Source organism: Stappia albiluteola (genome assembly GCF_014050225.1).
GTDB lineage: Bacteria > Pseudomonadota > Alphaproteobacteria > Rhizobiales > Stappiaceae > Hongsoonwoonella > Hongsoonwoonella albiluteola.
In genome coordinates, this window is the sequence record NZ_JACFXV010000043.1 from 219,416 (window position 1) to 246,338 (window position 26,923).

The 26,923-nt window shown below is 63.7% G+C and carries 20 protein-coding genes and 1 tRNA gene; 10 read left to right on the forward strand and 11 right to left on the reverse strand.

Annotated features, from left to right (window positions below):
- Nucleotides 1–4 precede the first annotated feature (4 nt).
- The 4 genes from moaC to H2509_RS05330 are packed head-to-tail and all read right to left on the reverse strand — an operon-like array spanning nucleotide 5 to nucleotide 4,274.
- A complete protein-coding gene (moaC, locus tag H2509_RS05315) occupies nucleotides 5–493 on the reverse strand; it encodes a cyclic pyranopterin monophosphate synthase MoaC (RefSeq protein WP_182163032.1) in 489 nt (162 codons plus the stop codon).
- Between the two features lie 13 nt (nucleotides 494–506).
- Nucleotides 507–1,316 carry an indole-3-glycerol phosphate synthase TrpC gene (trpC, locus tag H2509_RS05320; protein WP_182163034.1) on the reverse strand — a complete coding sequence of 270 codons (810 nt, stop codon included), beginning with the start codon at nucleotides 1,314–1,316 and terminating at the stop codon, nucleotides 507–509.
- 5 nt (nucleotides 1,317–1,321) lie between these two features.
- Nucleotides 1,322–2,335: an anthranilate phosphoribosyltransferase gene (trpD, locus tag H2509_RS05325; protein WP_182163036.1), complete on the reverse strand. Its 1,014-nt coding sequence runs from the start codon at nucleotides 2,333–2,335 to the stop codon at nucleotides 1,322–1,324.
- 46 nt (nucleotides 2,336–2,381) lie between these two features.
- On the reverse strand, nucleotides 2,382–4,274 hold the full coding sequence (locus tag H2509_RS05330; RefSeq protein ID WP_182163038.1) for a peptidylprolyl isomerase: 1,893 nt from the start codon (nucleotides 4,272–4,274) through the stop codon (nucleotides 2,382–2,384).
- Between the two features lie 223 nt (nucleotides 4,275–4,497).
- On the opposite strand from H2509_RS05330, the gene tpiA reads away from it, so the two are divergent.
- The 6 genes from tpiA (at nucleotide 4,498) to H2509_RS05360 (ending at nucleotide 13,101) form a co-directional block, all read left to right on the forward strand.
- Entirely contained in the window at nucleotides 4,498–5,256 is a 759-nt protein-coding gene (gene tpiA / locus H2509_RS05335; RefSeq protein ID WP_182163040.1) for a triose-phosphate isomerase, read from the forward strand.
- A gap of 97 nt (nucleotides 5,257–5,353) precedes the next feature.
- On the forward strand, nucleotides 5,354–5,731 hold the full coding sequence (secG, locus tag H2509_RS05340) for a preprotein translocase subunit SecG (RefSeq protein WP_182163042.1): 378 nt from the start codon (nucleotides 5,354–5,356) through the stop codon (nucleotides 5,729–5,731).
- Between the two features lie 139 nt (nucleotides 5,732–5,870).
- Nucleotides 5,871–7,499, forward strand: a complete 1,629-nt coding sequence (locus H2509_RS05345) for a CTP synthase (protein ID WP_182163044.1) — start codon at nucleotides 5,871–5,873, stop codon at nucleotides 7,497–7,499.
- 19 nt (nucleotides 7,500–7,518) lie between these two features.
- Entirely contained in the window at nucleotides 7,519–8,394 is an 876-nt protein-coding gene (locus tag H2509_RS05350; RefSeq protein WP_182163046.1) for a VOC family protein, read from the forward strand.
- 345 nt (nucleotides 8,395–8,739) lie between these two features.
- Complete coding sequence (locus tag H2509_RS05355; protein WP_182163048.1) at nucleotides 8,740–9,897, forward strand: efflux RND transporter periplasmic adaptor subunit; 1,158 nt, start codon at nucleotides 8,740–8,742, stop codon at nucleotides 9,895–9,897.
- Nucleotides 9,898–9,903: 6 nt separating this feature from the next.
- Nucleotides 9,904–13,101, forward strand: a complete 3,198-nt coding sequence (locus tag H2509_RS05360) for an efflux RND transporter permease subunit (RefSeq protein ID WP_182163050.1) — start codon at nucleotides 9,904–9,906, stop codon at nucleotides 13,099–13,101.
- Between the two features lie 5 nt (nucleotides 13,102–13,106).
- On the opposite strand, the gene H2509_RS05365 is transcribed toward H2509_RS05360, so the two are convergent.
- Both H2509_RS05365 and H2509_RS05370 read right to left on the reverse strand, forming a co-directional pair.
- Nucleotides 13,107–15,425 carry a mechanosensitive ion channel domain-containing protein gene (locus H2509_RS05365; RefSeq protein WP_209001805.1) on the reverse strand — a complete coding sequence of 773 codons (2,319 nt, stop codon included), beginning with the start codon at nucleotides 15,423–15,425 and terminating at the stop codon, nucleotides 13,107–13,109.
- Nucleotides 15,426–15,704: 279 nt separating this feature from the next.
- Nucleotides 15,705–15,780: transfer RNA gene (locus H2509_RS05370), tRNA-Lys, on the reverse strand.
- Between the two features lie 257 nt (nucleotides 15,781–16,037).
- On the opposite strand from H2509_RS05370, the gene H2509_RS05375 reads away from it, so the two are divergent.
- Both H2509_RS05375 and H2509_RS05380 read left to right on the forward strand, forming a co-directional pair.
- Nucleotides 16,038–16,343 carry a hypothetical protein gene (locus tag H2509_RS05375; RefSeq protein ID WP_182163052.1) on the forward strand — a complete coding sequence of 102 codons (306 nt, stop codon included), beginning with the start codon at nucleotides 16,038–16,040 and terminating at the stop codon, nucleotides 16,341–16,343.
- Between the two features lie 216 nt (nucleotides 16,344–16,559).
- On the forward strand, nucleotides 16,560–17,297 hold the full coding sequence (locus H2509_RS05380) for a cytochrome c biogenesis CcdA family protein (protein WP_182163054.1): 738 nt from the start codon (nucleotides 16,560–16,562) through the stop codon (nucleotides 17,295–17,297).
- A 17-nt stretch (nucleotides 17,298–17,314) separates the two neighbouring features.
- Here H2509_RS05380 and H2509_RS05385 read toward each other — a convergent pair whose 3' ends face one another.
- Both H2509_RS05385 and H2509_RS21170 read right to left on the reverse strand, forming a co-directional pair.
- Nucleotides 17,315–18,271 (reverse strand): DMT family transporter, encoded by a 957-nt coding sequence (locus H2509_RS05385; RefSeq protein WP_182163056.1) that lies wholly within the window; start codon nucleotides 18,269–18,271, stop codon nucleotides 17,315–17,317.
- Nucleotides 18,272–18,405: 134 nt separating this feature from the next.
- Entirely contained in the window at nucleotides 18,406–19,491 is a 1,086-nt protein-coding gene (locus H2509_RS21170; protein ID WP_182163058.1) for an SPOR domain-containing protein, read from the reverse strand.
- Nucleotides 19,492–19,754: 263 nt separating this feature from the next.
- On the opposite strand from H2509_RS21170, the gene glmS reads away from it, so the two are divergent.
- Nucleotides 19,755–21,581, forward strand: a complete 1,827-nt coding sequence (gene glmS / locus H2509_RS05395) for a glutamine--fructose-6-phosphate transaminase (isomerizing) (protein ID WP_182163060.1) — start codon at nucleotides 19,755–19,757, stop codon at nucleotides 21,579–21,581.
- A 19-nt stretch (nucleotides 21,582–21,600) separates the two neighbouring features.
- Here the strand turns inward: glmS and H2509_RS05400 are convergent, their stop codons facing one another.
- Together H2509_RS05400 and H2509_RS05405 are read right to left on the reverse strand one after the other, a co-directional pair.
- Nucleotides 21,601–23,043 carry a peptidoglycan-binding domain-containing protein gene (locus tag H2509_RS05400; RefSeq protein ID WP_182163062.1) on the reverse strand — a complete coding sequence of 481 codons (1,443 nt, stop codon included), beginning with the start codon at nucleotides 23,041–23,043 and terminating at the stop codon, nucleotides 21,601–21,603.
- A 501-nt stretch (nucleotides 23,044–23,544) separates the two neighbouring features.
- Entirely contained in the window at nucleotides 23,545–23,910 is a 366-nt protein-coding gene (locus H2509_RS05405; RefSeq protein WP_182163064.1) for a YbaN family protein, read from the reverse strand.
- A 208-nt stretch (nucleotides 23,911–24,118) separates the two neighbouring features.
- Here H2509_RS05405 and H2509_RS05410 point away from each other — a divergent pair, with 208 nt between their 5' ends.
- Nucleotides 24,119–24,820: a DUF502 domain-containing protein gene (locus tag H2509_RS05410; RefSeq protein WP_408022667.1), complete on the forward strand. Its 702-nt coding sequence runs from the start codon at nucleotides 24,119–24,121 to the stop codon at nucleotides 24,818–24,820.
- Here H2509_RS05410 and recG read toward each other — a convergent pair whose 3' ends face one another.
- Complete coding sequence (gene recG / locus H2509_RS05415) at nucleotides 24,821–26,923, reverse strand: ATP-dependent DNA helicase RecG (protein WP_182163066.1); 2,103 nt, start codon at nucleotides 26,921–26,923, stop codon at nucleotides 24,821–24,823.

Sequence of the window (26,923 nt, forward strand, 5' to 3'; positions counted from 1 at the left end):
GATGCTAGTGTGCCGACCAGTGGCCAGACTTGCCGCCGCGCTTCTCGACAAGGCGGATATCGCCGACCACCATGCCACGGTCGACTGCTTTTGCCATGTCGTAGATCGTCAGGCAGGCGACGGAACAGGCCGTCAGCGCTTCCATCTCCACGCCGGTCTGGCCGGTGACCTTGGCGAGCGCCTCGACGACAAGGCCGGGCAGCTCCTGATCGGCGGTGATGTCCACCGCGACCTTGGTAAGCGCGAGCGGATGGCAAAGCGGGATCAGTTCGTGCGTCCGCTTCGCAGCCATGATGCCGGCAATGCGCGCGGTGGCGAGCACATCCCCCTTCCTGGCGTTGCCGGAAAGGATCATTTGCAGTGTCGACGGCAGCATGCGCACGCTGCCGCGTGCCACCGCAATCCGCTCGGTCACGGCCTTGTCGCCGACATCCACCATGTTGGCGGCGCCGGTTTCGTCGATATGGGTGAGCTTCTTTTCGTCGTTCGACATGGTGGCGACCCCGCTATGCCGCCGGCCTTGCCGGATCGGCCAGCAAGTTGCGGGTCGCGGTCTCGACATCCTGCTGGCGCATCAGGCTCTCGCCGATCAGGAAGGTACGAATGCCGACCGCCGCCATGCGGGCAAGATCTTCGGGCGTGAAGAGACCGGATTCGCCGACGACGATCCGCTCGGCCGGAATCATCGGCGCAAGGCGCTCGCTGGTCGCCAGCGTCGTCTCGAAGGTCTTGAGGTTGCGGTTGTTGATGCCGATCAGCCGGGATTTGAGCTTCAGCGCCCGCTCCAGTTCGGCCTCGTCATGCACCTCGACCAGCACGTCCATGTCGAGGCCGAAGGCGACATCCTCCAGCAGCGCCGCGGTCGTATCGTCGACGGCGGCCATGATGATGAGAATGCAATCCGCGCCCCAGGCGCGTGCCTCGTAGACCTGATAGGGCTCGAACAGGAAATCCTTGCGCAGGGCAGGGAGGCGAACCGCGTCGCGCGCCTGCGTCAGGAAATCCGGGCTGCCCTGAAACGAGGGTGTATCGGTGAGCACCGACAGGCAGGCGGCGCCACCGGCCTCATAGGCGCGGGCAAGCGCGGGCGGATCGAAATCGGCGCGGATCAGGCCCTTGGAGGGGCTCGCTTTCTTGATTTCCGCGATCAGGGCATAGTCCCCGGCCACATGCCGCGCCTCAAGCGCCTTGAGGAAGCCGCGCGTCGGCGCTGCGTCTTCCGCGCGCCCGCGCAAGGTTTCCTCCGGGATGGCACGCCGGGCCGCGGCGATCTCTTCGCGCTTGTAGGCTTCGATCTTCTTCAGGATATCGGCCATCGATCCTATCCGTTCGATATCGCGACGAGCTTTTCCAGTCGCGCCCTGGCCGCACCGCTATCGATGGACTGGCGCGCAAGCTCGATACCTTCGCCGAGGTCTTTCGCCTTGCCGGCAACGACAAGGGTGGCGCCCGCATTCATCAGCACCGCATCGCGATAGGCGGAAGGCTTGCCTTCGAGGACGCCGAGCAGGGCAACGGCATTTTCCGGACCTTCGCCGCCGCGCAGCGCTTCCGCCGTGGAGCGGGGCAGCCCGTGATCTTCCGGCGACACCTCGAATTCGGTGATTTCGCCATCCTTCAGCGCCGCAACCATCGTCGGGCCGATAGGGCTGATCTCGTCAAGGCCGCCGGCGCCATGCACCACCCAGGCGGCCGTCGCGCCGAGATCGCGCAGCACTTCCGCCACCGGGCGCACCCATTGCGGCGCGAAAACGCCGACCATCTGCATCCTGACGCCGGCGGGGTTGGTCAGCGGCCCGAGCAGATTGAACACCGTACGCGTTCCAAGTTCCGTGCGGGCTGGACCGACATGCTTCATTGCCGAATGATGATTGGGCGCGAACATGAAGCCGAGGCCGGCACCGCGAATGCATTCGGAGATCTTTTCCGGCGCGAGATTGATGTTGACGCCAAGGGCCGTCAGCACGTCGGCGGCGCCTGAACGCGAGGAGAGCGAGCGATTGCCGTGCTTGGCGACCGGCACGCCGCAGCCGGCGACGACGAAAGCCGAGCAGGTGGAGATATTGTAGGAGCCGGAGCTGTCGCCACCCGTTCCCACGACATCCACGGCATCGGCGGGCGCTGACACCGGCAGCGCCTTGGCGCGCATCGTGGCGGCGGCGGCGGAAATTTCCTCGACGGTTTCGCCGCGAACGCGAAGGGCCATCAGGAAACCGCCGATCTGCGCCGGCGTGGCCTCGCCCGACATGATGATCTCGAAGGCTTCCCGTGCCTCCTCGCGTGTCAGGGCTGCACCGCCCGCGACATGCCCGATCAGCGCCTTGAGGTTGCTCACCGGCAAACTCCTCCGTGGTGACTTGCCTTTATTTATGCCCGAACGATCAGCCGCCGCTGCCAAGGCCGATGACCTGGGAGACGGCTGCCTGATTGACGCTGACGCCGGCCTTGTCTTCGATGTCGCCGACATACTGGCCGATGATCGAATCCTGCAGGCCCTGCGACAGGCGATCGCGCAACTGGGTCGTCTCCGCCGCTTCGGCGAAGAAGGCGGGGGTCGAAATCGTATCGACGACGACCAGCAGGCGGTGGCCGTCCTTGCCGGCAACATCGGCACTCGTGCCTGCGGGGCCGCTGAAGGCAGCCGAAACCGCCTCCGTGGTGAGATCGCCGGGAGCCTGGCCGCGCGTGAAGGCTTCGGAGGTCTTCACCTCAAGACCAAGCTCGGAGGCGATCGCGTCCAGTGTCTTGCCGCCGTCGAGGTCCTGTTTCGCCTTGGCCGAGATCTCGGCAAGCTTCATGGCGCGCTCTTCCTCGCGCCATCTGGCGAGCACCTGATCGCGGACTTCCGACAGCTCGCGGTCGCGCTCCGGCGTGACTTCCGAAACGTCGAACCAGATGAAGCCGCGGCGGCCGAGCTGAAGCGGATCGTTCTCGACGCCGATATCGCTTTCGAAGACCTCGCTCAGAAGATCCCGGGTCTCGGGGAGTGTGACGGGCTTGCCGTCTGTGCCCGCGCCGTTGCGGTCGAAGGGGCCGATCGGCTTGACCGAGAGGTCGAAGCGGGAAGCAACTTCCTCAAGCGTCGCGCCGCCGGCGCGCGCGTCTTCCACCTCGTCATGCAGGTCGAGCACCTCGCGTTCGGCGTCGCGCAGGGCGAGTTCGGCGCGAAGTTCGCCCTCGACCTCCTCGAATGCCCTGGTATGGGCCGGCGAAACGGCGGTCACCTTGAGGATCACCGGCGAAAAACGGCCGTCCACGACGCCGGAGGTTTCTCCCTCCGCCAGCGAGAATGCGGATTCGGCAATCGTCGGGTCGAGCAGGTCGGCCCTTGTCAGCGTGCCGAGATCGACATCCTTTTCGGCGAGCGAGCGCTCGGCCAGAACGTCCTCGAAGCTCTTGCCGCCGGCCATCGCGGCGGCGGCGGCATTCGCCTCCTCGGCGCTCGGGAAGGATATCTGGAGGATGCGCCGGCGCTCGGGCTCGCCGAAACGGTTGCCCGCCCGGTCATAGGCATCCCGCACGGCTTCCGCGCTGACGGCCTCGGGCCTGGAGATCGCCTCGGGCGTGACTTCAAGCACCTTGATGGAGCGATATTCCGGCGCCTTGAATTCCGACCTGTGCTCGTCGAACCAGGCGGCGAGGGCGGCATCGTCCGGGTCGGCGATTTCGCCGGCAAGCTCGCCGGCGAGGTCGAGATAGCGAACGGTGCGCGCTTCCTGTCCGTGCAGGTTCAGCGCCTCGACCATGGCGACGGGCGCGGGCATGGCGCCTGCAAGCGCCTCGGCAAGCTGCTGGCGCTTGGCAAGCTCGCGGCGCTGGTCGACGAACTCGTCCTCGCTAACCTGATTGGCGGCAAGAAGCTGGGCAAGGCGGCTGCGATCGAACCCCCCGCCCGGGCCCTGGAACGACGGATCGCGCTGGATGACGTTGCGCAGTTCCTCGTCCGAAAGGCCGATGTTCATGTTGTCGGCCGCCTCGTTGAGCGCGGCTTCCGCGATGAGCTGGCCGAGCACCTGGCCCGGAATGCCGAGGGCCGCGCCTTCGGTGGTGGACAGCGGCCGGCCGAGCTGGCGGCCAAGCGCGTCGAGGCGGCGGCGATAGGCGTTGTCGAAGTCGATCAGGGAGATGTTCTGGCCGCCGACTTCGGCGACGTTGCTGGAACTTCCGTTCAACACAGAGCCGGAGATACCCCACACGGCAAAGCTGAGGACAAGAAGGATCATCAGAAGCTTGGCAAGCCAAGATTTCGCGCCGCTGCGCAGTTTGTCGAGCATTTCCGCTTTCCTGGTCTCAGTATGCCGTCGGTCTGTGTCTGTTTCTTGGCCCCTGACATGCGGTCGGCAAGGGCGTGGAGCGGGCGGATAATAGAGAGGGCGGGTAGCCGGGGCAAGGCATGGGCGGGCGCAATTCCCCATGAGCGCCAAGCCTATTTGATCCGCCGGTCAATTCTGCTAGCTGGTGGGCTGAAATAAAACGACATGCGAGGAGCCCCTGCCGATGCCGACCGCGATCAAGCCGCTTGTGGCGGGAAACTGGAAGATGAACGGGCTGGCGGCGAGCCTCGCCGAGATCGATGCGCTGGGGGCGGGCCTGGATGACGGAATGCGCGACGCGGCGGACGTGATGATCTGCCCGCCGGCGACGCTGGTGGCGGCCGCCGCGGCAAAGGCGTCCGGCTACAGGGTCGCGATCGGCGGCCAGGATTGCCACACGGCCGAGAAGGGCGCCCATACAGGCGACATTTCCGCCGAAATGCTGGCCGACGCGGGAGCGACGGCGGTGATCGTCGGCCATTCCGAGCGGCGCGCCGACCATGGCGAGAGCGACGACGTCGTGCGGCGGAAGGCGGAAGCCGCATGGCGGGCGGGGCTTGTCGCCATCATCTGCGTCGGCGAGACGGAAGCAGAGCGCAAGGCCGGCTCCACCCTCGACGTCGTCGGCCGGCAGCTTGCCGGCTCGGTGCCGGAGGGAGCGCGCGCCGGGAATACCGTGATCGCTTACGAGCCGGTCTGGGCGATCGGCACGGGGCTCACGCCGACGGCCGGCGATGTGGCGGAGGTCCACGCGTTCATGCGCGCGCGCCTGGCCGAGCGATTTGCCGGCGAAGGTGCGGCGATGCGTCTTCTCTATGGCGGGTCGGTGAAGCCGTCCAACGCGGCGGAACTGATCGCTGTTGAAGAAGTGAACGGCGCCCTTGTGGGCGGGGCCAGCCTGAAGGCCGCCGATTTCCTCGGTATTCTGGCCGCTTACCGTTGAAGCTTCACGGACCGCCCCACATTTATCCTTTCGGGGTGGAAAGGCCGGGCGCATTCGTGTAGAAGGCCCGCAATCTCAAGCACAAGACTGGCGACCGATGGAAACCGTCATCATCGTAATTCACTTGATGGTCGTGCTGGCGCTCGTGCTCGTCGTACTCCTGCAGCGTTCCGAAGGCGGCGCTCTGGGAATCGGCGGGGGCTCGGGCGGCTTCATGTCCAGCCGCGGCAGCGCGAACGTCCTGACCCGGGCAACCGCAGTCCTTGCCCTCGCTTTCTTCGCAACGTCGCTGGTTCTGGCGATTCTGGCGCGTACGGACGAGCGTCCCGGTTCGATCCTCGATGGCGGAACGCCGTCGCAGACGCTGCCTGCCAACGGTGCAGAAGGCGGTCAGGGCATCCTCGATACCCTCAAGGGTCAAAGCGAGCCTCAGGCTCCCGTCCAGGGCGGCCCGCAGGTTCCGGCCGCGCAGTAAGACCGGCTTCCCGCGCCCGGTTTTCGGGCACTCCTTCGCTCCACAGGCGTCCTGCGGTTAAAGCCGCAGGGCGATCTCCTGTGTGTTATTCATTTTTCGGGCAGCCGAATCGCTGCTCGAAGCGATATGGTATTGGTCCATGGCGCGATACATCTTCATCACCGGCGGCGTGGTTTCTTCCCTCGGCAAGGGTCTGGCATCCGCAGCACTCGGCGCTCTTCTCCAGGCGCGGGGCTACAGGGTCCGCCTGAGGAAGCTCGATCCCTACCTCAACGTCGATCCGGGCACCATGAGCCCCTACCAGCACGGCGAGTGCTTCGTCACCGACGACGGCGCGGAGACCGATCTGGACCTTGGCCACTACGAGCGCTTCACCGGGCGCCCGGCCAACAAGATGGACAACATCACCACCGGCAAGATCTACCAGACGATCCTCGCCAAGGAGCGGCGGGGCGATTATCTGGGCGGCACGGTGCAGGTGATTCCGCACGTCACGGACGAGATCAAGAATTTCGTCCTCGACGGCAACGAGGATTACGATTTCGTGCTGGTGGAGATCGGCGGCACGGTGGGCGACATCGAAGGGCTTCCCTTCTTCGAGGCAATCCGCCAACTCGGCAACGAACTGCCGCGCGGCGATGCAGTCTATATCCATCTGACGCTGATGCCCTTCATCGCCACGGCGGGCGAGCTGAAGACCAAGCCGACCCAGCACTCGGTCAAGGAACTGCGCTCCATCGGCATCCAGCCGGATATCCTGCTGGTGCGCTGCGACCGCAAGATCCCGGAAAACGAGCGCCGCAAGCTGTCGCTGTTCTGCAACGTGCGCGAGACGGCCGTCATCCCGGCCTATGATGTCGCCTCCATCTATGAGGTGCCGATCGCCTATCATCGCGAGGGGCTCGACGACGAAGTCCTGGCCGCCTTCGGCATTACCGGGGCGCCGGCGCCCAATCTCGCCCGCTGGGAGGAGATCTCCCACAAGGTGAAGAACCCCGAAGGCGAGGTGACCATCGCGGTCGTCGGCAAGTACACAGTGCTGAAGGATGCCTACAAGTCGCTGATCGAGGCATTGGTGCACGGTGGCATCGCCAACAACGTCAAGGTCAATATCGAGTGGATCGAGTCGGAGATCTTCGAGAAGGAAGATCCCTCGCCATGGCTGGAAAACGTCCATGGCATCCTGGTGCCCGGCGGCTTCGGCGAACGCGGCTCGGAAGGCAAGATCGCGGCGGCTGGCTTTGCCCGTACGCACAACATTCCCTATTTCGGCATCTGCTTCGGCATGCAGATGGCGGTCATCGAGGCGGCGCGCAATCTCGCCGGCATCGCCAGTGCCAATTCGACCGAATTCGGCCCGGCCGAAGAGCCGGTTGTCGGCCTGATGACGGAGTGGCTGAAAGGCAATGAACTCGAAAGGCGCGCCAGCGACAGCGACCTCGGCGGCACGATGCGTCTCGGCGCCTATCCGGCCTGTTTCGCCGCCGATTCGAAAATCGCGGAAATCTATGGCTCGCGCGAGATTTCCGAACGCCATCGCCATCGCTACGAGGTGAATGTCAGCTACCGCGAGAGGCTTGAAGCGGCGGGACTTCGCTTTGCCGGCACGTCGCCCGACGGCCTGCTGCCGGAGACGGTTGAAATCGAGGGACATCCCTGGTTCATCGGCGTTCAGTATCATCCCGAGCTGAAGTCGCGGCCCTTCGAGCCGCATCCGTTGTTCGCCTCGTTCATCGGGGCGGCGATCGACCAGAGCCGGCTCGTCTGAGCCGGCTTGGGGAACGGCAATGGCGCGCGGTATCGATCATATCGTCTGGGCTGTGCGGGACATTGCCGCTACGGGAGATTTCCTGGAGCGGGCGGGCTTCACGCTGACGCCGCTCGCGCGCCATCCCTGGGGGACCGTCAATCGCCTCGTCCAGTTCGACGGCGCGTTTCTCGAGGTACTGTCGATCGGCGATATCGGCGGCATCGTCGAGCCGAAGCCGGGCGTGTTTTCCTTCGGCGCCTTCAACCGCGACTTCCTCGCGAAGCGCGAGGGCGCGTCGATGCTGGTGCTGGAAAGCCGCGACCCGCAACTGGACGGGGAGGCCTTCGAAAAGGCAAGGCTGGCCACCTACGAGCCGTTTTCCTTCGAGCGAATCGCAACCGGTCCGGATGGCAGCGAGCGGAAGGTTGCCTTCGACCTGACCTTCACGCGCGACGCCGCGGCGCCGTCGATCGGCTATTTCACCTGCTTCCATCGGTTCCCGGAGAATTTCTGGAAGCCCGAATTCCAGCAGCACGAGAACGGTGCCATCGGGATCGATGCCGCCGTGTTCGTGATGAACGAACCGGCGGATCATCACATTTTCTTTTCGGCCTTTTCGGGCATTCGCGAGATGCGGGCGACGACATTCGGTCTGTCGATCAGGACGCCGCGCGGCGCCATAGAGATCCTGACGCCCGCCGGATATCGCTCCCTTTATGGCCACGATGCTGCGGTGGGAGCAGACGAGGTGCCGCTGCTTGCCGCCGCGCGCCTTCGCGTCAAGGATCTCGGCAAGACGACGGATTTTCTGACCCGGGCCGGCATCTCCTTCCACGAGGCGCTGGAAGGGATTGTCGTTCCGGCCAAGGATTGCTTCGGTTTTTCGCTGGCCTTCTCGCAGGGGCGCGATTGAACCCTGCTGCACGTTAGTGGTGTGCCACGGAAAATGCCGCTTGCCACTGAAGCGCTTGCAAATGTTCTCTAAATAGCCGTCGTACGCCTCCGGTGCCGCAAATGTCGCAGGACCATCCATTTGCGGCAATTTTTGATTTGCCTCCTGTTTTTCTTGCGTAATCTTACCTAAAGTAATTTCGAATTGCCGTCAGGCGGAGAGGTCGCCGGCGGGTTGGGAGGTCTTCAAGCGCGAGCGGTCCAGCACTCGCGGAAGAAATGCCAGCGCGACCGGACGCCTCATCAGTCTGCACGTAGCAGTTTCAAAAGATGCGAGCGGCAAGCCGCGGCTCTGGCGGAGGCAGGCATGTTTTCCATAAAAGTTCTGTTTGGGGCGAAGCGGGCCGGAAGCTTCGTTTGCCTCACCGCGCTGGCGCTCGCGGCATGCGATAGCCAGGAGAATACGGCGGCACAGGCGCCGGCACCTTCGGTGATGGTTTCCGCGGCGCGGACCGAAGATGTGCGCCGCTCGGCGGATTTCGTCGGCCAGGTGCAGGCAGTCGACGACATTCAGCTTGTTGCCCGGGTCTCCGGCTTCCTTGAATCGAAGAATGTCGAGGACGGCGCCAAGGTGGACAAGGATACGCTGCTTTTCACCATCGAGAAGGCGCCCTACCAGGCCGAACTCCTTTCCGCCAAGGCGGACCAGGCCAAGGCCGAGGCCGACGACGCACTGAAGATCGCCGATCTCGAACGAGACAAGGACCTCTACGAAAAAGGGCATGTCTCCAAGGCCAAATACGAGGCGACCCTGGCGTCCAAGGAGCAGGCCGATGCCGTCGTCGAGGCGTCGAAGGCGGCCGTTACGCAGGCGGAGCTCAACCTCAGCTACACGGATATCAAGGCACCGTTTCCCGGCCAGATAGGCAAGACCAATTTCAGCGTCGGCGACGTGGTGGGCCCGTCCAGCGGTTCGCTTGCCCGTCTCGTGCGCCTGTCGCCGATCTATGTGTCGTTTTCGCTGAGCGAACAGGACTACCTCACGGCGGTGAAAGGTGGCGCATTGTCGCCGGAGGAAATCCGGAGCACGAAACAACGCCCGAATGTCGGCCTCGTTCTGCCCAACGGCGTGAAGCTGGAAGAAACCGGAGAGATCGTCTTCATCGACAATGCGGTCGATCCGAAGACCGGCACGATTTCGCTTCGCGCCCGATTCGAGAACGAAAGGAGCGTGCTGGTGCCGGGGACTTTCGTGACCGTGGTGCTGGAAGCCACTGAGGCTCAGCAGGAGCTGGTGATTCCGCAGGCGGCCGTGCAGCGCGACCAGCGCGGAGCCTTCGTGCTGGCGGTGAACGACCAGGAAATGGTCGAGCAGCGATATGTCGAGCTCGGCGACCAGTATCAGACGGACTACGTGGTGCAGGAGGGCCTGCAACCGGGCGAAAGAGTGATCGTGCAGGGCCTGCAGAAGGTCCGGCCGGGTGTGCCCGTCAACGCGGTCGTTGCCGGCAAGCCGGTGGAGTGACCGGCCATGTTCTCCAAATTCTTTATCTATCGGCCTAAATTCGCGCTGGTGATCTCGCTGGTCATCACCATCGCGGGCATTCTCGGCTACATCGCGCTGCCTGTGCAGCAATTCCCCGAAATCACCCCGCCGGTGGTTCAGGTGAGCGCCAGCTATAGCGGCGCCAATGCGCAGGTGCTGGAGGAAACCGTGGCCGCGCCGATCGAGGCGCAGGTCAATGGCGTCGACAACATGATCTACATGTCGTCGCAAAGCGCCGACAGCGGCGACTACAGCCTCTATGTGACCTTCCGGGTCGGAACCGATCCGGATATCGCAACGGTGAACGTGCAAAACCGCGTTTCGCAGGCGATGAGCCAGCTTCCCTCGGAAGTCACCAAGAACGGCGTCACCGTGGAAAAGGCGAGCACCAACATGCTGCTCGTCATCACGCTCTATTCGCCGAACAGCACCTATGACGAACTGTTTCTCTCCAACTACGCCTCGATCAACCTGAAGGATGCGCTGGCGCGCGTGCCGGGCGTCGGCAACGCGACGGTGATGACCGACTTTTCCTACGGCATGCGCGTCTGGCTCAACCCGGACAGGCTTGCGAGCCTCGGCATGACGCCGATCGATTTCATCAATGCGATCGAGGATCAGAATATCCAGGTTTCCGCGGGCCAGATCGGCGCGCCGCCGGTTCCAGAAGGACAGCAGTTCCAGTACACGATCACGGCGAAGGGCCGGCTCACGACGGCGGATGAGTTCCGCGACATCGTGCTGCGTACCGGCGCGGACGGCGCGGTTGTGCGGATCGGCGATGTCGCCAGGGTCGAACTGGGATCGCAGATCTACAATGCCAGTGGCAAGTTCAACGGCCAACCTTCGACGGTTCTGGCCGTCTACCAGGCGCCAGGCGCCAATGCGATAGCGGTCGCGGACGGGGTGAAAGCCCGGCTGGAATCGCTTGCGCGATCCTTCCCGAACGACGTTGCCTATGCGATTCCCTTCGATACGACGGAATTCGTGGAAAAATCCCTGGACGACGTGGTGCAGACGCTGATCGAGGCCTTCATCCTCGTGGTGAGCGTCGTCTTCATCTTCCTGGGCAGTTGGCGGGCGACGATCATTCCCACCGTTGCCATTCCCGTGTCGCTGATCGGGACCTTTGCCGTCCTGCTGGCGGCGGGCATGTCGCTCAACACGATCTCCCTGTTCGGCCTGGTATTGGCGATCGGTATCGTGGTCGACGACGCGATCATCGTGGTGGAGAATGTCGAGCGCATCATGGCCGAGGAAGGATTGCCGGCCAAGGAAGCCACTGCCAAGGCGATGGAGCAGATTACTGGGCCGGTCGTCGCCACCACGCTGGTGCTGCTCGCCGTCTTCGTGCCGACCATCTTCATGCCGGGCATCAGCGGCAGGCTTTTCTCGCAATTCGCCGTCACCATCTCCGTGGCGGTGGTGATTTCCTCCATCAACGCCCTCACGCTTTCGCCGGCGCTCTGCGGGCTGGTGCTCAAGCATCGCGGCGAACTGAAGGGGGTACTGGCCCTGTTCGAACGGGGCATCGGCAATGTGCGCGACCGCTATACCGGCCTCGTCGGCGCCCTGATCCGAAAATCCTTCGTCGGCGTCATCGCGGTTGGTCTGGCCATAGCGGCCATCGTCGTTCTCAACGGGCGGCTGCCGGGCGGCTTCCTGCCGCTGGAGGACCAGGGCTACCTGATGGTCGACGTGCAGTTGCCGGACGGCGCCGCGCTCGGCCGCACGCAGGTCATCACCGAGGACATCGAAGCGCGCCTGGAGGAGATGGAAGGCGTCGCCAACGTCGTCATCGTCAACGGCTACAGCATCCTCAATTCCGGCCTGATGCCGAATGGCGCGCTGGTGATCGTAACCCTGACGCCCTGGGACGAACGCACCGACCCATCGCTTGGCGTCAATGCCATCCTTGCCCGTCTGTGGCAGGAGTTCGGAACGATCGCGGGGGCGAATATCATTGCCTTCAATGCGCCGCCTATACCGGGGCTCGGCACGACGGGCGGCGTCGAGATGAAGGTGCAGCAGACCGGCGGAGGTACGCCGCAGGATCTTGCATCCGCCGCCGGCTCGCTCGTCTATTCAGCCAACCAGCAACCGGGTATCGGGCAGGCCTACACCACGTTCCGCGCAAATGTGCCGCAGATCTTTGTCGATCTCGACCGCACCAAGGCAAAGTCGCTCGGCATCAACGTCTCGGACATCTTCCTGACGCTGCAGGCCTATCTCGGGTCCTATTACGTCAACGACTTCAACATCTTCGGTCGCGTCTACAAGGTGCTGATCCAGGCCGAAGGGTCGTTCCGCGACAAGGTCGACGACATACGCCGGCTTTACGTGCGCAATGTCGATGGCGACATGGTGCCGCTCAGCACGCTGGTGCGGATCGAGAACCAGCTCGGGCCGCAAAACATCAACCGTTACAACATGTTCCGCGCGGCCTCCGTCAATGCCGAACCGGCGTCCGGCGCATCCACCGGCGTGGTGATGGACGGACTAGAGCGCTCAGCGGCAAGCGCCCTGCCGCCGGGCTATGCCTTTGAATGGACGGGCACGGCGCTGCAGCAACGCGGCGCCGGGCCGATCGTTGTCATCGTGCTGATGCTGTCCATCCTCTTCGCCTATCTGTTCCTCGTCGCCCAGTATGAAAGCTGGTCGATGCCGGTGGCGATCCTGATGTCGGTGACGGTCGCGCTGCTGGGCGCCTTCCTGTCCGTGCTGGTGTCCGGAAAGGATGTGAACCTCTACACGCAGATCGGCATGATCATGCTGGTGGGGCTTGGCGCGAAGAACGCGATCCTGATCGTGGAATTCGCCATGGAGGAGCGGGCCAAGGGCAAGTCGATCCTCGCCGCGGCGCGCGAGGCGGCTCATTTGCGCTTCCGGGCGGTGATGATGACCGCGCTTTCCTTCCTGCTCGGCGTGATGCCGCTGGTGCTGGCATCGGGCGCCGGTGCGGCGAGCCAGCAGGCGATCGGCTACGCCGTATTCGGCGGAATGTTCATGGCGACCACATTCGGCATCGTTCTGGTGCCGGTGCTTTATGTCGTCATGCAGATCCTGCGCGAGTGGATCAAGGGCCAATACAAGGGCGCCGATGTCGGCGATACGTCATCGAGCAGTCCTGCGGTCGAGCCGCCTGCGCCGGCTGAAGGCGAGCCGACGGGCAGCAAGGCCTGAGGAGGTCAATTGGCCGGCAGGCTTGCTTCCGCAGGCGGCCTGCCTTGGCCGTCGGGCTCCGGCCGGGCATCGGCGCCATTGCCGGATCGTTCCTGGGAAAGCCGGATATAGGCGGCCGGAGCACGGCCGTGCTTGTCCTCTCCAAAATAGATCGTCTGGTGCGGGAAGGGGATTTCGATCCCCTTCTCGTCGAAGACCTTTTTCAGGATGCCGTTGAAGGCGCGCCCCACCGCCCACTGCTTGCCGGGCATGGTCTTGATGCGCGCCCGCAGGATGACCGCGCTGTCGCCCAGTTGCTGAAGGCCATGCCATTCCATGTCGCCGAGAATGTCGTATCTGAATTCTTCGTCCCTGCGCAGGATCTCGAAGGCCTCGAACATCGCCGCTTTCGCTTCATCTTGGTCCTCGCGATATGCAATGCCCATGTCGCAGACGTGGTAGGCGAAATCGCGCATGAAGTTCGTCACCATGTCGACGGAGGAAAACGGGATGATGTGGTAGGAGCCGTGCAGGTCGCGGATGCCGACGGAGCGGATGGTCAGGCGTTCGGCCGTGCCGGTGGTGCCGCTGACGGTGATCACGTCACCCACGTTGATGGCATTTTCCAGCTGGATGAAGATGCCGGTTATGATGTCCTGCACCAGCTTCTGTGCGCCGAAACCGATCGCCAGGCCGAGCACGCCTGCCGAAGCGATGAGCGGCGCGATGTCGATGCCGATTTCGGAGAGAGAGACCATCAGCGTGAGCACGATGATGGCGATGGTTGCCGCGTTCTTGAGGAGCGTCAGCAGCGTCTGCTCGCGTGGCGAGGGGATCTTGCCGTATTCCGGGTTGGTCCGGTAGTCGACCCAGGAGGTTAGCGCCAGCCAAGAGACGAAGGCGAAGGTAAGGATCAGCGTAACGGTGATGACCGCCGACGTGGCGCGCACGCCGATCTGCGACTGAAGCCAGCCCTTGACGTCGACCAGACCGACTGTGTGCAGGGCGAAGGCGACGACGGCAACGAAGATCACGCCGCGAAGCAGCGTCAAGGTTTGCGGAATGAAGGTGTTGAGGCGCCGCTCCAGAAGCGGCAGGCGACGGTTGACTTCCTCCGGCAGCATGATGCCGCGGCTGACGGTGCCGGCGATCCAGCCCGAAACGGCGAAGCCGACAACGAAGCCGGCGAAGACCTGGAAGCTCGCATTGAGGACCGGGAAGAGCATGCCGCCCGGACGGGTAAGCACCACGGCCGCCAGGAAGGCGAGATAGCAAAGTGCCAGCACATGCCAGCGGCGGGCGATCGCGCCGGCCATGCCATTGCGTTCCGGTCCGCCCGGTGTCTGCAACAGCCAGTCGGAGACCGGCTTGCGGTTGCGCATGGTCATGGCCGCAGCTATGCCGACCGCGATCAACGCGATCAGCAGCGATACCGAACGGCCCGCAGCGAAGGAGACGTTCTGGTTGAAGATCGGGACGATCAGGAGCTGGCCGTAGCCGAGCAGCGTGATGATGGCGGTAAAGCCGCGGGTCAGCTTGTTGGCGGCGGCATCGCTCAGCGGCACCAGACGCAACTCTCCGGTGGTGGGAGAGAGCGCGAAGCGCAGCACGACCTTGATCAGTTCGACGATCAGGAAGGCGTTGAGGTATAGCGTCTGGCGCAAGCCGATCGAACCGAATGCGCCGAAAAAGGTGAGAGCGATAATATAGCCGCCGGTCCAGGCCAATATGACCGCGCCGGCATCAATGAGCATGGAAATGACGGCAAAGCCGACCAGCCTCAATCTGTTTTGGGTCGCCGCCAGATTGCCGATCGACAGATAGAGCCGCTTGGCGAATTGTCTGAGAAGCAGAAAGATCGCGTAGGTCGTGACGATGACAAGGGCAAGATCCTTCAGCGCGTCGAGCAGGACGCCGACCTGATCGCCGTCCAGCGCGGCGAAGGCGGCCGGAGCAGATTTCAGCCTTTGCCAGAAATCCTGAACGCTCCTGACGGCGGACTCCGCCATTTCCTGCGTATAGGTGGCAACCTGCCGGCCGAAGGAAGCCACTTCAGGAACGCTTTCGGGTGCGGTCGCGCCCGCGCTTTCCTCTCCCGAAGCGGTTTTCAGGCTCTGGATCAGCGCTTCGCGTTTCTTCTCGTCGCGCAGAACGTCGATGAAGCGGTTCAAGACCTCACCATCCGGCACGGATTGCCCGCCGTTCTCCAGGGCTTGCGGGCGGAGCGTTTGAGCGGATGCCGGGATGGCGGCGACGAGTGTCGCGGACAGGATCGACAGCAGGATTAGGGCGATTGCCGGAAATGCGGCGCCCCGCGGCATTACGACTGCCGATCTGATCTTCATGCCGGTCGACTCGTGCGGATTTTTCATCGGTTCGGATCGCCCAAAATCAATAATTGTCATTGCGTGCTGACGCGGATTCTAACGCTGCAACGTATTTTTTCTACCGCTCCCGCCGAGACGAGGGCGCCGGCAGTAGCTGAAGCGTCGAGGCACGAAGGAACAGTTCGGGAGTTGCCGGAGCCAAAGTATCTGTCGAACGGGAATCCCCGGTCATGAAATTCTTTTTGTCTGCATCCTTGCGATGCAGGCATTACAAATTCTATTTTGATCAGGAAAATGTGGTGAGCCCGCAGGGATTCGAACCCTGGACCTACTGATTAAAAGTCAGTTGCTCTACCGACTGAGCTACAGGCTCTCACCGAGAGACGAACGGTTCCATTCGTCGGGCGAACACATAGCGAGTTGCAGCAGGCAGGGCAAGACCCAGAGGGGGGCATCGGAACTTTATCCCTCGTGGATGAGAGAAAGCGACGAACTGGCGGGCATGCGAAGGCATCAGTGAAGGCCGCGCGTATAGCGGCAATCGAATGGGGCAGGATTTGAGAGCGGTCAAATCCAACGCGGTGTGAAACCCGCAGGCTCCGGACCAGCAATATAGGGCGGAAGCGTGCTATGGCGGACGGGGACAAAGACAATGCTCTCAACAGCGTCGAGTTCGAATTTCTCAAAGCCCATATTGCCGCGACGATGACACTGACCGAAGGCCTGATCGCTCAGGGCGCCGTCGATGCTCGGGCGCTTGACGAATTCTTCTCGTCCTTCCTTGCCAGACTTCCCGGCAATCGGCAGACGCTGGCCTTGCGGATGATCATCGAACAGTGGCGGCAGGCCCTGGCAGAGGATGGCGGATTCGGTGCGGCCTATCTTTCCGTGCTGGCCGACAAAAATCCGGGCCCTGGAAGCGGCGAAGCCAACTGAGTGGACGGCAGCATATCGTCGCAACGCCGTTGGGACATTCTGACGCGCAAAGCCGCGCGGGCGTTCCCAGGCAGCCGCTTACGTCTTACAAATCCTCGCGCAAGCTTGAAAGGACCGGAGGTTCGCCCTCGCCTATATAGGGGCGGCAAGGCAGCCGCATGCCGGACGTGATGCAGGCGGTCGGCAACTCTCTGAAATGAACGGGAATTTTTCTCGATGTTCGATAACGTTACGGTCTTCGGTGCATTTCTGGCGGGGATATTGTCCTTCGTGTCTCCCTGCGTCCTGCCCCTGGTGCCGCCTTATCTCGGCTTTCTGGCCGGGGTTTCGATGGATCAGTTGACCGGCTCCGGCGGCGAGAAGAGCGATGCGCGCCGGGTGTTCCTGGCCGCGCTCTTCTTCGTGCTCGGATTTTCGACCGTGTTCATCTCGCTGGGGGCAACCGCGAGCGTGATCGGCCAGACCCTGCGCGAGTATCTCGATTACTTCGCCTATCTGGCCGGTATCATCGTCATCATCATGGGCTTGCATTTCCTGGGCGTATTCCGCATCGCGCTGCTGTATCGCGAAGCGCGGGTGCATGTGGATCGCAAGCCGGCGGGCTATCTGGGCGCCTATCTGATCGGCCTTGCCTTCGCCTTCGGATGGACGCCCTGCATCGGCCCGATCCTCGGCGCCATCCTGTTTGTCGCGGGTTCGGAAGATACCGTCTATCAGGGGGCTTTCCTGCTTGCAGCCTATGCGCTGGGCCTTGGCGTGCCGTTCCTGCTGGCGGCGACCTTCGCGGGTCCCTTCATGCGGTTCATGTCGCGCTTCAAGCGGCATATGATGACGGTCGAGCGGGCCATGGGCGTCTTCCTTATCGTCGTCGGCATCGCGTTCCTGACGGGCCAGATGGCAACCTTTTCCTACTGGTTGCTGGAGACGTTCCCGGATCTCGCCAAGATCGGATAGGTGAGCGCGGCCTGGCTTCACCGCGTGGTGCGGCCTTCTTTGCTGGCGAGCGCGCGTAAACGTTCCGCAACGCGCGCGAATATGGACTTCGGCGCGGTGGCAAGTACCAGGCCGGTCATGATCAGCACAAAGCCGCCAATGTGGAAGAGATGCAATTCCTCGCCCAGGAACAGCACCGCCATCATCACGCCGTAGGGCGGTAGCAGATACATGAAGAGGCCCGTCGTAGCAGGGCCGACCACCTTGATGCCGTACTGGAAGCAGGTAAAGGCGAGCACCGAAGCGATCAGGGCGACGCCGGCAATCGAGCCCCATGCGCCGAGCGTGTCGGGAAAGAGGCCCGTCTCGGCATATTCCCAGATCGAGAAGGGAAGCAGGCTGATCGCTCCTGCAAGCGCGAGCGCGGCAAACAGGGAGACGGTCGGCACCTCGGCCAGTTCCTGACGCTTCAACAGCACCGAATAGATCGCCCAGCTGATGGCGGCGAGGGCAAAGACAACGTCGCCCGCGTTGAGGTCCAGTGCCAGAAGCGCCGCGAAGGAGCCCTTCACGACGATCGCGACCACGCCGGTGATCGCCAGTACGATGCCGATCCATTCCCGCAAGGCGATCCGCCGCCCGCGAAACAGCCATTCGAGAAGCAGGATGAGGACTGGCGACGAGGTGTAGATGAGCGTTCCGTTGGTGGCGGTGGTGAAGCGCAGCGCGAAGTAGACGCCCGCGCCGCAGATCCACATGCCGAGCACGCCCATGATGCCGATCAGTTCCCAATTGCCGAGGAGCGTCCTGCGGTAGCGAACCAGCCCTTGCGCGGCGAAGGGCAGCAGGATGGCAAAGGCCACGATCCAGCGCAGGAAAGCCAGCATCCATGGCTCGACCGATTCGACGGCTGCACGGCCGATGATCAGGTTGGAGGAAAAGAACAGCGGCATGGCAAGCAGCAGCGCGTAGGCGCGCGTACGTTCGTCGCTCATGGAAAACATATGTCTCGGGTCCGGATGGGGAGCGCGGCCGGGGAGGTGGCCGTTCAACACGTCGGCTCCTCATAGCTTAACTGCCGGAGCCTTGTATACGGGCTGGAAGAATTCGGGAACGGGCGCGGGCCCGATCAGTTCAGGGCAAGCGGCTTGCCGGCGAGGACATTGGGCTGGCAACCGATCTTGTGCGCTGCGAGCAGCACGCAAGCGGCTGCCGCATCCGCGGCATTCGGAAAAGGCCCGACAAGAAGGCGCATCTGGCCGCTTTTTTCACTGCCACCCGGGGCAAGGTGAGGAGCAAGGTTCGCTTTCAACGCGCCGAGTTCCGCCTTTATCCGCCGATAGGCCAATCCCGCGTCCTCGGGGGAGGAAAAGACGCCAAGGTCGATGGCGAAGTCCGTCCGTGCCAGTCGGCCGTCCCCGTCGCCCGCGATCGTGCCCGCGGCCCTGGATACAGCCAAAGTCGGCCTGGCGCTCTGCGATCCGTCGGCCGGTGTCGCCGCCTTGTGCCCGGGCGCGGGAATCGAGCCTACCGTGGCGGGTTCGTCGTGCGAGGGCAGGGCGACGATGCGAACGGGCTGGCGGGAGGGCGTCGCCACCGCCTCGGGATTGCCACGTTCGGTGAGCGGCACATTCAGCGAGACGGCCTCCGGAGCGGGAGCCGTTTCAACCGCGTTGGGCTTGCCGAGCTTCTTCTCGATGCGCTGCTGCATGACATCTTTTGTCGCGGGATGGGCTTGGTCGCCGCCCGTTCCGCCCGCATCCGACAACGGCACCTCCGGAGCGGGCGTCTTGCCCTGTTCGACCATCCGCAAGCGCTCTGAAAGTTGCCGGTCACGTTCCTGAAGGATATCGAGGGTGCGTCGCAGCCCTGCAACCTCCCGGCGCAATACGCCAAGTTCCACTTCGAGCCGGCTCTTCGCCTGAGCCGCCGCGAGGCCTCCCTGCGAGGGATAAACGGCAAAATCGACGGTCTCGCCATCCTGGACGATTGCGCCCGTGGCGCCGATTTCTCCGACCGCGGGAGGGAGCGGCAGGCCCGCCACTCTGGTTCCCGGCCCGTCGTCCTTGCCGGCTATGACGAAGGCGGCGATTGCGGAGACCGAAAACAGCAATGCGCCCGCTCCCCAGACCATGGCCCAGGCAACATCGAGCGAAGCCGCGCCACGGCTTCTGATCGACTTTCCACTGCCAAGTTTGCCGGGAGGCGGTTTCACGCACACGTATCCAGGATCGATTCACCCAATCGTCCAGACAGGAAACCTCGGATATGGTTAACAACCGTTAAATCTTTCTCGACCTGCGGACAAGCGAGGCAAAGTTTTGTCCTGAGCGCTGCGGCATCGTCGCATATCGGCCGTTTTCGAGCCTTGTCATGAAACGAAACAGGGTTTGATTGTTGTTCCCTCGCATCAGTCGGCTAAAGGGAAGCATCGGATTCGTTTCATGATTTTTGGTCAGGCAGAAAGGGCGCGGATTAATGTGCGGAATTGTCGGGATCCTTGGAAAGGCGGATGTCGCGGGGCAATTGGTCGACGCGCTGAAGCGCCTGGAATACCGGGGCTATGATTCCGCCGGCGTTGCCACGCTGATCGACGGCGGCCTTGTCAGCCGGCGCGCGGAAGGCAAGCTCAGGAACCTGGAAGCCAAACTGGAACAAAGCCCGCTGGCGGGAACCAGCGGCATCGGGCATACGCGCTGGGCCACGCACGGAGCGCCGAGCGTCAGAAACGCCCATCCGCACGCGACGACGCGGGTGGCCGTGGTCCACAACGGCATCATCGAGAATTTCCTGGAACTGCGCGCCGAGGTCGAGGCCAGGGGCTGCCGCCTGGAAAGCGATACGGACACGGAAGTGGTCGCCCACCTCATCACACTGGATCTTCAAGCGGGAAAGACACCGCGCGAGGCAGTGGCAGCCACACTGCACCGCCTCAAGGGTGCGTTCTCCTTCGCGATCCTCTTTGCCGGCGAAGACGACCTGATGATCGGTGCCCGGCGCGGCTCGCCGCTGGCGGTCGGTCACGGCGACGGCGAGATGTATCTCGGCTCGGACGCTATTGCATTGGCGCCCTTTACCGACCGCATCACCTATCTGGAGGAAGGCGACTGGGCGGTGCTGACGCGCCGGGGCGTCGAAATCTTCGACGAGAACGACAGGCCCGTGGAAAGGCGCGAAACGGCAACCTCGGCCGCGGCAACGCTGGTCGACAAGGGCAATTTCCGCCACTTCATGGCCAAGGAGATCCACGAGCAGCCGGAAGTGCTCGGGCATACCCTTTCGCGTTATCTCGATCTCACGCAGTCGAAGACGGTGCTGCCGAAAGGGGCGGAATTCGATTTCGCCTCCTGCGAGCGATTGGTGATTTCAGCCTGCGGCACAGCCTATTATGCCGGTCTCATCGGCAAATACTGGTTCGAGACGATTGCCCGGCTGCCGGTCGACATCGATATCGCTTCGGAGTTCCGCTATCGCGAAGTGCCGGTCAAGGCGGGCGACCTGGCGCTGTTCGTCTCGCAATCGGGCGAGACCGCCGACACGCTCGCCTCGCTGCGCTATTGCAAGGCGCAGGGAATGAAGATCGGCGCGGTGGTGAACGTGCCTGAATCGACCATCGCCCGTGAAGCGGATTTCGTCTTTCCGACCATCGCGGGCCGGGAGATCGGGGTCGCTTCCACCAAGGCATTCGTATGCCAGCTTGCGGTGCTTGCCTCGCTTGCCGTCCATGCCGGGCGCGTCAGGGGCACGATCAGCGATGAGCGCGAGGCAGAACTCGTGCGCATGCTCGCCGAAATCCCTGCCTATGCGGTCAAGGCGCTGCGGCACGAGGTGGAAGTGGAGCAGCTTGCCCAGCCGCTTTCCAAGTCGCAGCACGTGCTCTATCTCGGCCGCGGCACCAGCTTCCCGCTCGCCATGGAAGGCGCGCTGAAGCTGAAGGAGATTTCCTATATCCATGCCGAGGGATATGCCGCCGGCGAACTCAAGCACGGCCCGATCGCGCTGATCGACGAGACCATGCCGGTCGTCATTGTCGCGCCCTATGACGGGGTTTTCGAGAAGACGGTGTCGAACATGCAGGAAGTGGCGGCGCGAGGCGGCCGCATCATCCTGATCACCGACCAGCGCGGCGCCGAGGAATCCGGCTTGCAGGCCTGGAAGACGATCGTGCTGCCGGATGTGCCGGCCTTCATCGCGCCGATCGTGCACGCTATCCCCGTGCAGCTTCTGGCCTATCACACCGCCGTCTTCATGGGCACGGATGTGGATCAGCCGCGCAATCTGGCAAAGTCCGTCACGGTGGAATGACGATACAGGCCCGTCGCGCTTATTGGGCGGCGGGCTCTCCTTCGCCTTCCGGCTGGTCTTCCGGCAGGCGCGGGCAGACAAGGCCCAGATCGCCGACGCTGATGCAGGACCGGCACCAGGTGATGCCGCGCTCGGCCTCCTGCCTTTCGAGCTCTTCTTCCGACATGCCTTCCGGAGCGGGAATGCAGCTTTGGCCGCAAGCTTCCAGGCCCTGGGGCGCATCGGGCGCGCCTGCGAGCAAGGTGAAGATCCTGCCGGTCGCACACAGGATTTCGCTCGGTTCGAAGAGGCCGGGCAGCCCTGCTTCATCTTCTGGAGCGGTGTCCACCGGCGGTGCTATGGGCGGCGCCGTCCCGGCGGGCGGCGGCGAGCCGGGCTCGGCCGACACGGGCTGGCATGCCTCGAAAAGCATCGCCAGCGTTTCAGGGTCCGTGTAGGGCACCGTTTCGTCGCCCAACCCTTCGTCTTCCCGGAATTCCCGCCAGGCACGCTGGGTTTGCGGTCCCGGCAAACCGTCGACGGTGCCCGCGTCATAGCCCGATTCGTTGAGGCAGCCCTGTATCCAGGCCACATTTTCCTGACGCGTCGGGCGCGGGCGGATCGGCGCGCAGCCGGCGCCGTAAGGGCGATAGCCTTCCTGACAGACGCAGCGGTTTTCGGAGATCGAATAGACGAAGGGAGCACTGCATATGCGCGTGTCGCGCCGCACGCAGGCACCATCGAGCACCACATATCCGCTCGGGCAGATGCAGCCACCAGCACTTGCCGAATAAAGCCACGGCGCCTCGCAGCGCGGCGCCGGCAGCAGCGGCGGGATCGGCACCGGCAGGATGCAGCGGTTCAGGGCCGACGAATAGATATAGGGAAGAACGCAGCGGCGCGGCCGGTCGGGAAGAATGCAACGGCCGTTGCGCCAGACGCGCGGCGGCCGGCAGAAGTTTGCATCCGGCAGAATGCAGCGACCGTTGCGCAGCACGCGCGGTGGGCGGCACTCGACCACACGGTCCACGCAGCGGCCATTGCGGTAGACCTGGCCGGGCCGGCATTGGCGGTCCGGATCCACGCAACGCCCGTTACGTAAAACCTGAGGCGGGCGGCACTCCGCAACCCGGTCCACGCAGCGTCCGTCACGCAACACCTGACCTTGCCGGCATGTGGGGGCGACATCGACGCAACGGCCATTGCGCAGCACCTGGCCGGCGCGGCATTCAACGACGCGATCGACACAGCGTCCATTGCGCAGAACCTGACCCTCCCGGCAGGTGGGCGTTGCGTCGACGCAGCGACCGTTGCGCAGCACCTGGCCGCGGCGGCATTCGACGACCCGGTCCACGCACTGGCCGTTGCGGAGAACCTGACCGGCCGGGCAGTTGACAGGCTGAGGATTTACGCAGCGCCCGTTGCGAAGCACTTGCGGTGGCTGGCACTCCACGACGCGGTCCACGCACTGTCCGTCGCGCAAGACCTGTCCGCGGGGGCACCTCGGCGGCTGCTCAATGCAACGGCCGTTACGGAAGACCTGTCCTTCGGGGCACTGCTGCCGGCGGGGCTGGAATCCTTCTGCGGTCTTGGGCGGTTCGGGCTTTTGCTGCCCGAACTGGATTTGCAGAACCTCCTTCGCCGACGTTGGCGCCGTCCCTGCGGCGAATGCGCCAAGAAGGCCGATCAGAAGGGCAAGGAGGATGCCGGGAAGCGAGGCAGGGGCTTTAGGGAGGACCGTATTGGTCGACAGGCGTCTACGTGACACTTTCAGCCCCCTTGCTCAGGCGGTGCTTGGTCCGGAAACGGGACTGCCGATCCTCCGTCGGTTCGATGAAAGGAACGCGACGACGAGTCTATCGGTAGCCCTGCAGGAAAGAACTCTAGCACAGGTCAATCACGTTCGGGTGAACAGTGTTTCTCGGATGCTGCTTTTTATCGTGCCGCGCGAAGGAGTTAGCCTGCTGCGAAGCAGGCGTGCTCTTCAGGAAATCTCGGAAGGCCGGCTGACGACAAAGGCCGCGCAGCCGAGGAAGAAGAGTGCGACGAGGAACGCGGACATTCTTCCTGGATGGGCGGAGAGAAGGAAAATGCTGAAGCCGATGCCCATACCCGCAAGCGCAAAGGCCTTGGAGCGCCGCGAGATAACGCCGTGTTCCCGCCAGGCGCGCACGGGGGGACCGAACCGCCGATGCTCCATGATGCGGCGCTCCAGTTCCGGCGACGACCGTGCGAAGCATGTTGCGGCCAGGATGAGGAAGATCGTCGTCGGCAACAGGGGGACGACGACCCCGATCAGGCCGATCACGACGAATAGTGCGCCTAGCGTCTTGAATAGCGGTCGCTGCAACGTCGCAGCCTCACTCAGCCCTTGCGGGTACGGGATTGAAAAACTTTGGCGGCGTGGAGGATACCGCGCTGGCAATTTCTACACTATGTAGAGAGAGGGCCGTAAGGAAAAAGGCCCCGGTGCCGGCTGCCGGCGCCTCAGTTGTGATGGGACGCGGAAGCCGGTGACGCAAAAGCAGGATCTGGAACAGCAGGACGAGCCGCTGCATATGAAGGCATCGCGTCCAAGCGGGATGACGCGACTTAGGAACTATTTCCTTACGGGTCTCGTCATTGCCGGTCCCATAGGCATCACGCTTTATCTTACCTGGTCGCTGATCCAATGGGTCGACGGCTGGGTGAAGCCGTTCATTCCTGCCGTCTACAATCCAGACACCTATTTGCCGTTTCCGGTCCCCGGATTCGGGCTGATCGTCGCATTCTTCGCGCTGACGCTCGTCGGCTTCTTCACAGCCAATATCGCCGGCAGGACGTTGCTCGCCTATGGCGAATCCGTGCTTGGCCGCATGCCGCTGGTGCGCAATCTCTACAGCGGCCTGAAGCAGATTTTCGAGACCGTGCTTTCGGAGCGTTCCAACACCTTCAAGAAGGCGGGGCTGATCGAATATCCGCGGCAAGGTCTCTGGGCGATCGTCTTCGTCGCCACCGATACCAAGGGCGAGGTGTCCCATCGGCTTTCGGGTGGGCGGGAGTATATTTCCGTCTTCCTGCCGACGACGCCCAATCCAACCTCCGGCTTTCTGCTGTTCGTGCCGCGCGACGAAGTGATCGAGCTTGAGATGTCGGTCGAAGAGGCGGCCAAGCTGGTCATTTCCGCCGGTCTCGTCAGTCCCGAATTTCCGAAAAAGCTGCCCGTGAAGGCGCCCGGCAAGAAGTCGGCAAAGCCCGCTTCACTTGAACCTGCCGATTGATCAGCCCGCGCGCAGAAGTCTCACGGCTTCGTCGCGCGAGAACAGATAGAGCAGAACACGCAGGGCCTGGCCGCGCTCGCCCTTGAGCTCGGGATCTTTCTCCAGGATCAGCTTGGCGTCATCGCGGGCGACTTCCATGAGGTCGGCGTGTGTTTCGGCGCGGGCGATGCGAAAGCCGGGCATGCCCGACTGGCGCGTGCCGAGGATCTCGCCTTCGCCGCGCAGCCGCAGGTCTTCCTCGGCAATGCGGAAACCGTCGTTCGTCTCGCGCATGATCTGCAGACGCGCCGTTGCCGTTTCGCCGAGCGGCCCCTTGAACAGCAGAACGCAGGTCGACGCCTTCGAGCCGCGCCCGACGCGACCGCGCAGCTGGTGAAGCTGCGACAACCCGAAGCGCTCCGCGTGTTCGATGACGATGATCGTCGCGTCCGGCACGTCGACGCCGACCTCGATCACCGTGGTGGCCACGAGGACACGCGCCTGGCCGTCCTTGAAGGCTGACATCGCCGCTTCCTTTTCCGCCGCGTCCTGCCGGCCATGCACCAGCGCGACGACAGGACCGAGCGCGCGCGCCAGATCTTCGTAGCGTTGCTCGGCGGCCGCGAGATCGGATTTTTCCGATTCCTCCACCAACGGGCAGACCCAGTAGATCTTCTGGCCTTCGGCGATTGCCGCGCGCATCCGCTCGACCACCTCGCCGATACGATCCAATGCGACCGTGACCGTCTTGATCGGTTGCCGGCCGGCGGGTTTCTCGGTGAGCTTGGAGACCTCCATGTCGCCGAAATAGGTCAGCACGAGGGTGCGCGGGATGGGCGTCGCCGTCATGACGAGCACGTCGACGCCGCGCCCTTTCGCCGAAAGCGCCAGCCGCTGGTGCACGCCGAACCGGTGCTGCTCGTCGATCACCGCAAGGCCGAGATCCTTGAAGGCGACGTCGCCCTGAAAGAGGGCATGGGTTCCGACGAGAAGGTCGATCTCGCCGCTCTCCAGACCCTCGCGCACCTCGCGCCGATGTTTCGCGCCATCGCGCCCGGTAAGGACTGCCGCACGGATGCCCGCCGCCTCGCAGAGCGGGGCGATCGAGGCGAAGTGCTGGCGGGCGAGGATTTCGGTCGGGGCCATCATCGCGGCCTGAGCGCCGCTTTCGACCACGGTGCAGATGGCAAGAAGCGCGACGATGGTCTTGCCGGCGCCGACATCCCCCTGCAACAGACGCAACATGCGCGTCGGCTCGGCCAGATCGCTCTCGATCTCGGCGACCGCCTGCCGCTGACCGTCGGTCAGCGAATAGGGCAGGGCGGCAAGCACCTTGCGTTTCAGGTGGCCGTCCGGCCGCCGCGATATCCCGCCCACGGTCTTCAGAGAGCGGCGCACAAGGGCGAGCGCGAGCTGGTTGGCGAGGTATTCGTCATAGGCGAGGCGGCTCAGGGCGGGGTTCTCGTCGGAGCCGACACCGCCGTCCGCCGGATGATGGATCTCCTCCAGCGCCTCGCGGAACGGCGGGAAGCGGCGCCTGTCCAGAAAGGCCGCATCGAGCCATTCGGGCAGGTCCGGCACGGATTTCAGGGCGAGCCCGAGCGCCTTCTGCAACATTTTCGACGAAAGGCCCGCCGTGAGCGGATAGACGGGTTCGACCAGAGGCAAGTCGGCGGCATCGCCAATCGGCACCATGTGGTCCGGGTGGACCATCTGCGCGCGGCCGTTGAACCACTCGACCTTGCCCGAAACAAGCAGGGTTTCGCCTTCGGGAAGCGTCTTTTCCAGCCAGTCGCGCCGGGCGTGGAAGAAGACCAGGGCGATTTCGCCACTGTCGTCATGGGCAAAGACGCGGTAGGGAATCTTGCTGTGGCGCGGCGGCGGCTGGTGCCGGTCGATCCTCACCTCCAGCGTGACGATCGCGCCTTCCGGAGCGCGGGCGATGCCCGGCCTCAGGCGTCGATCGATCACGCCGCTCGGCATGTGGAACAGCAGATCGACGAGCGCCGGCTCCCGGTCGCCGGAGCCTTCCAGAAGGGTCTGCATGGTCTTTGCGGTTTTCGGTCCGATGCCCGAAAGGCTGGAGATCGGTCGAAACAGGGGATCGAGAAGGGCCGGGCGCAT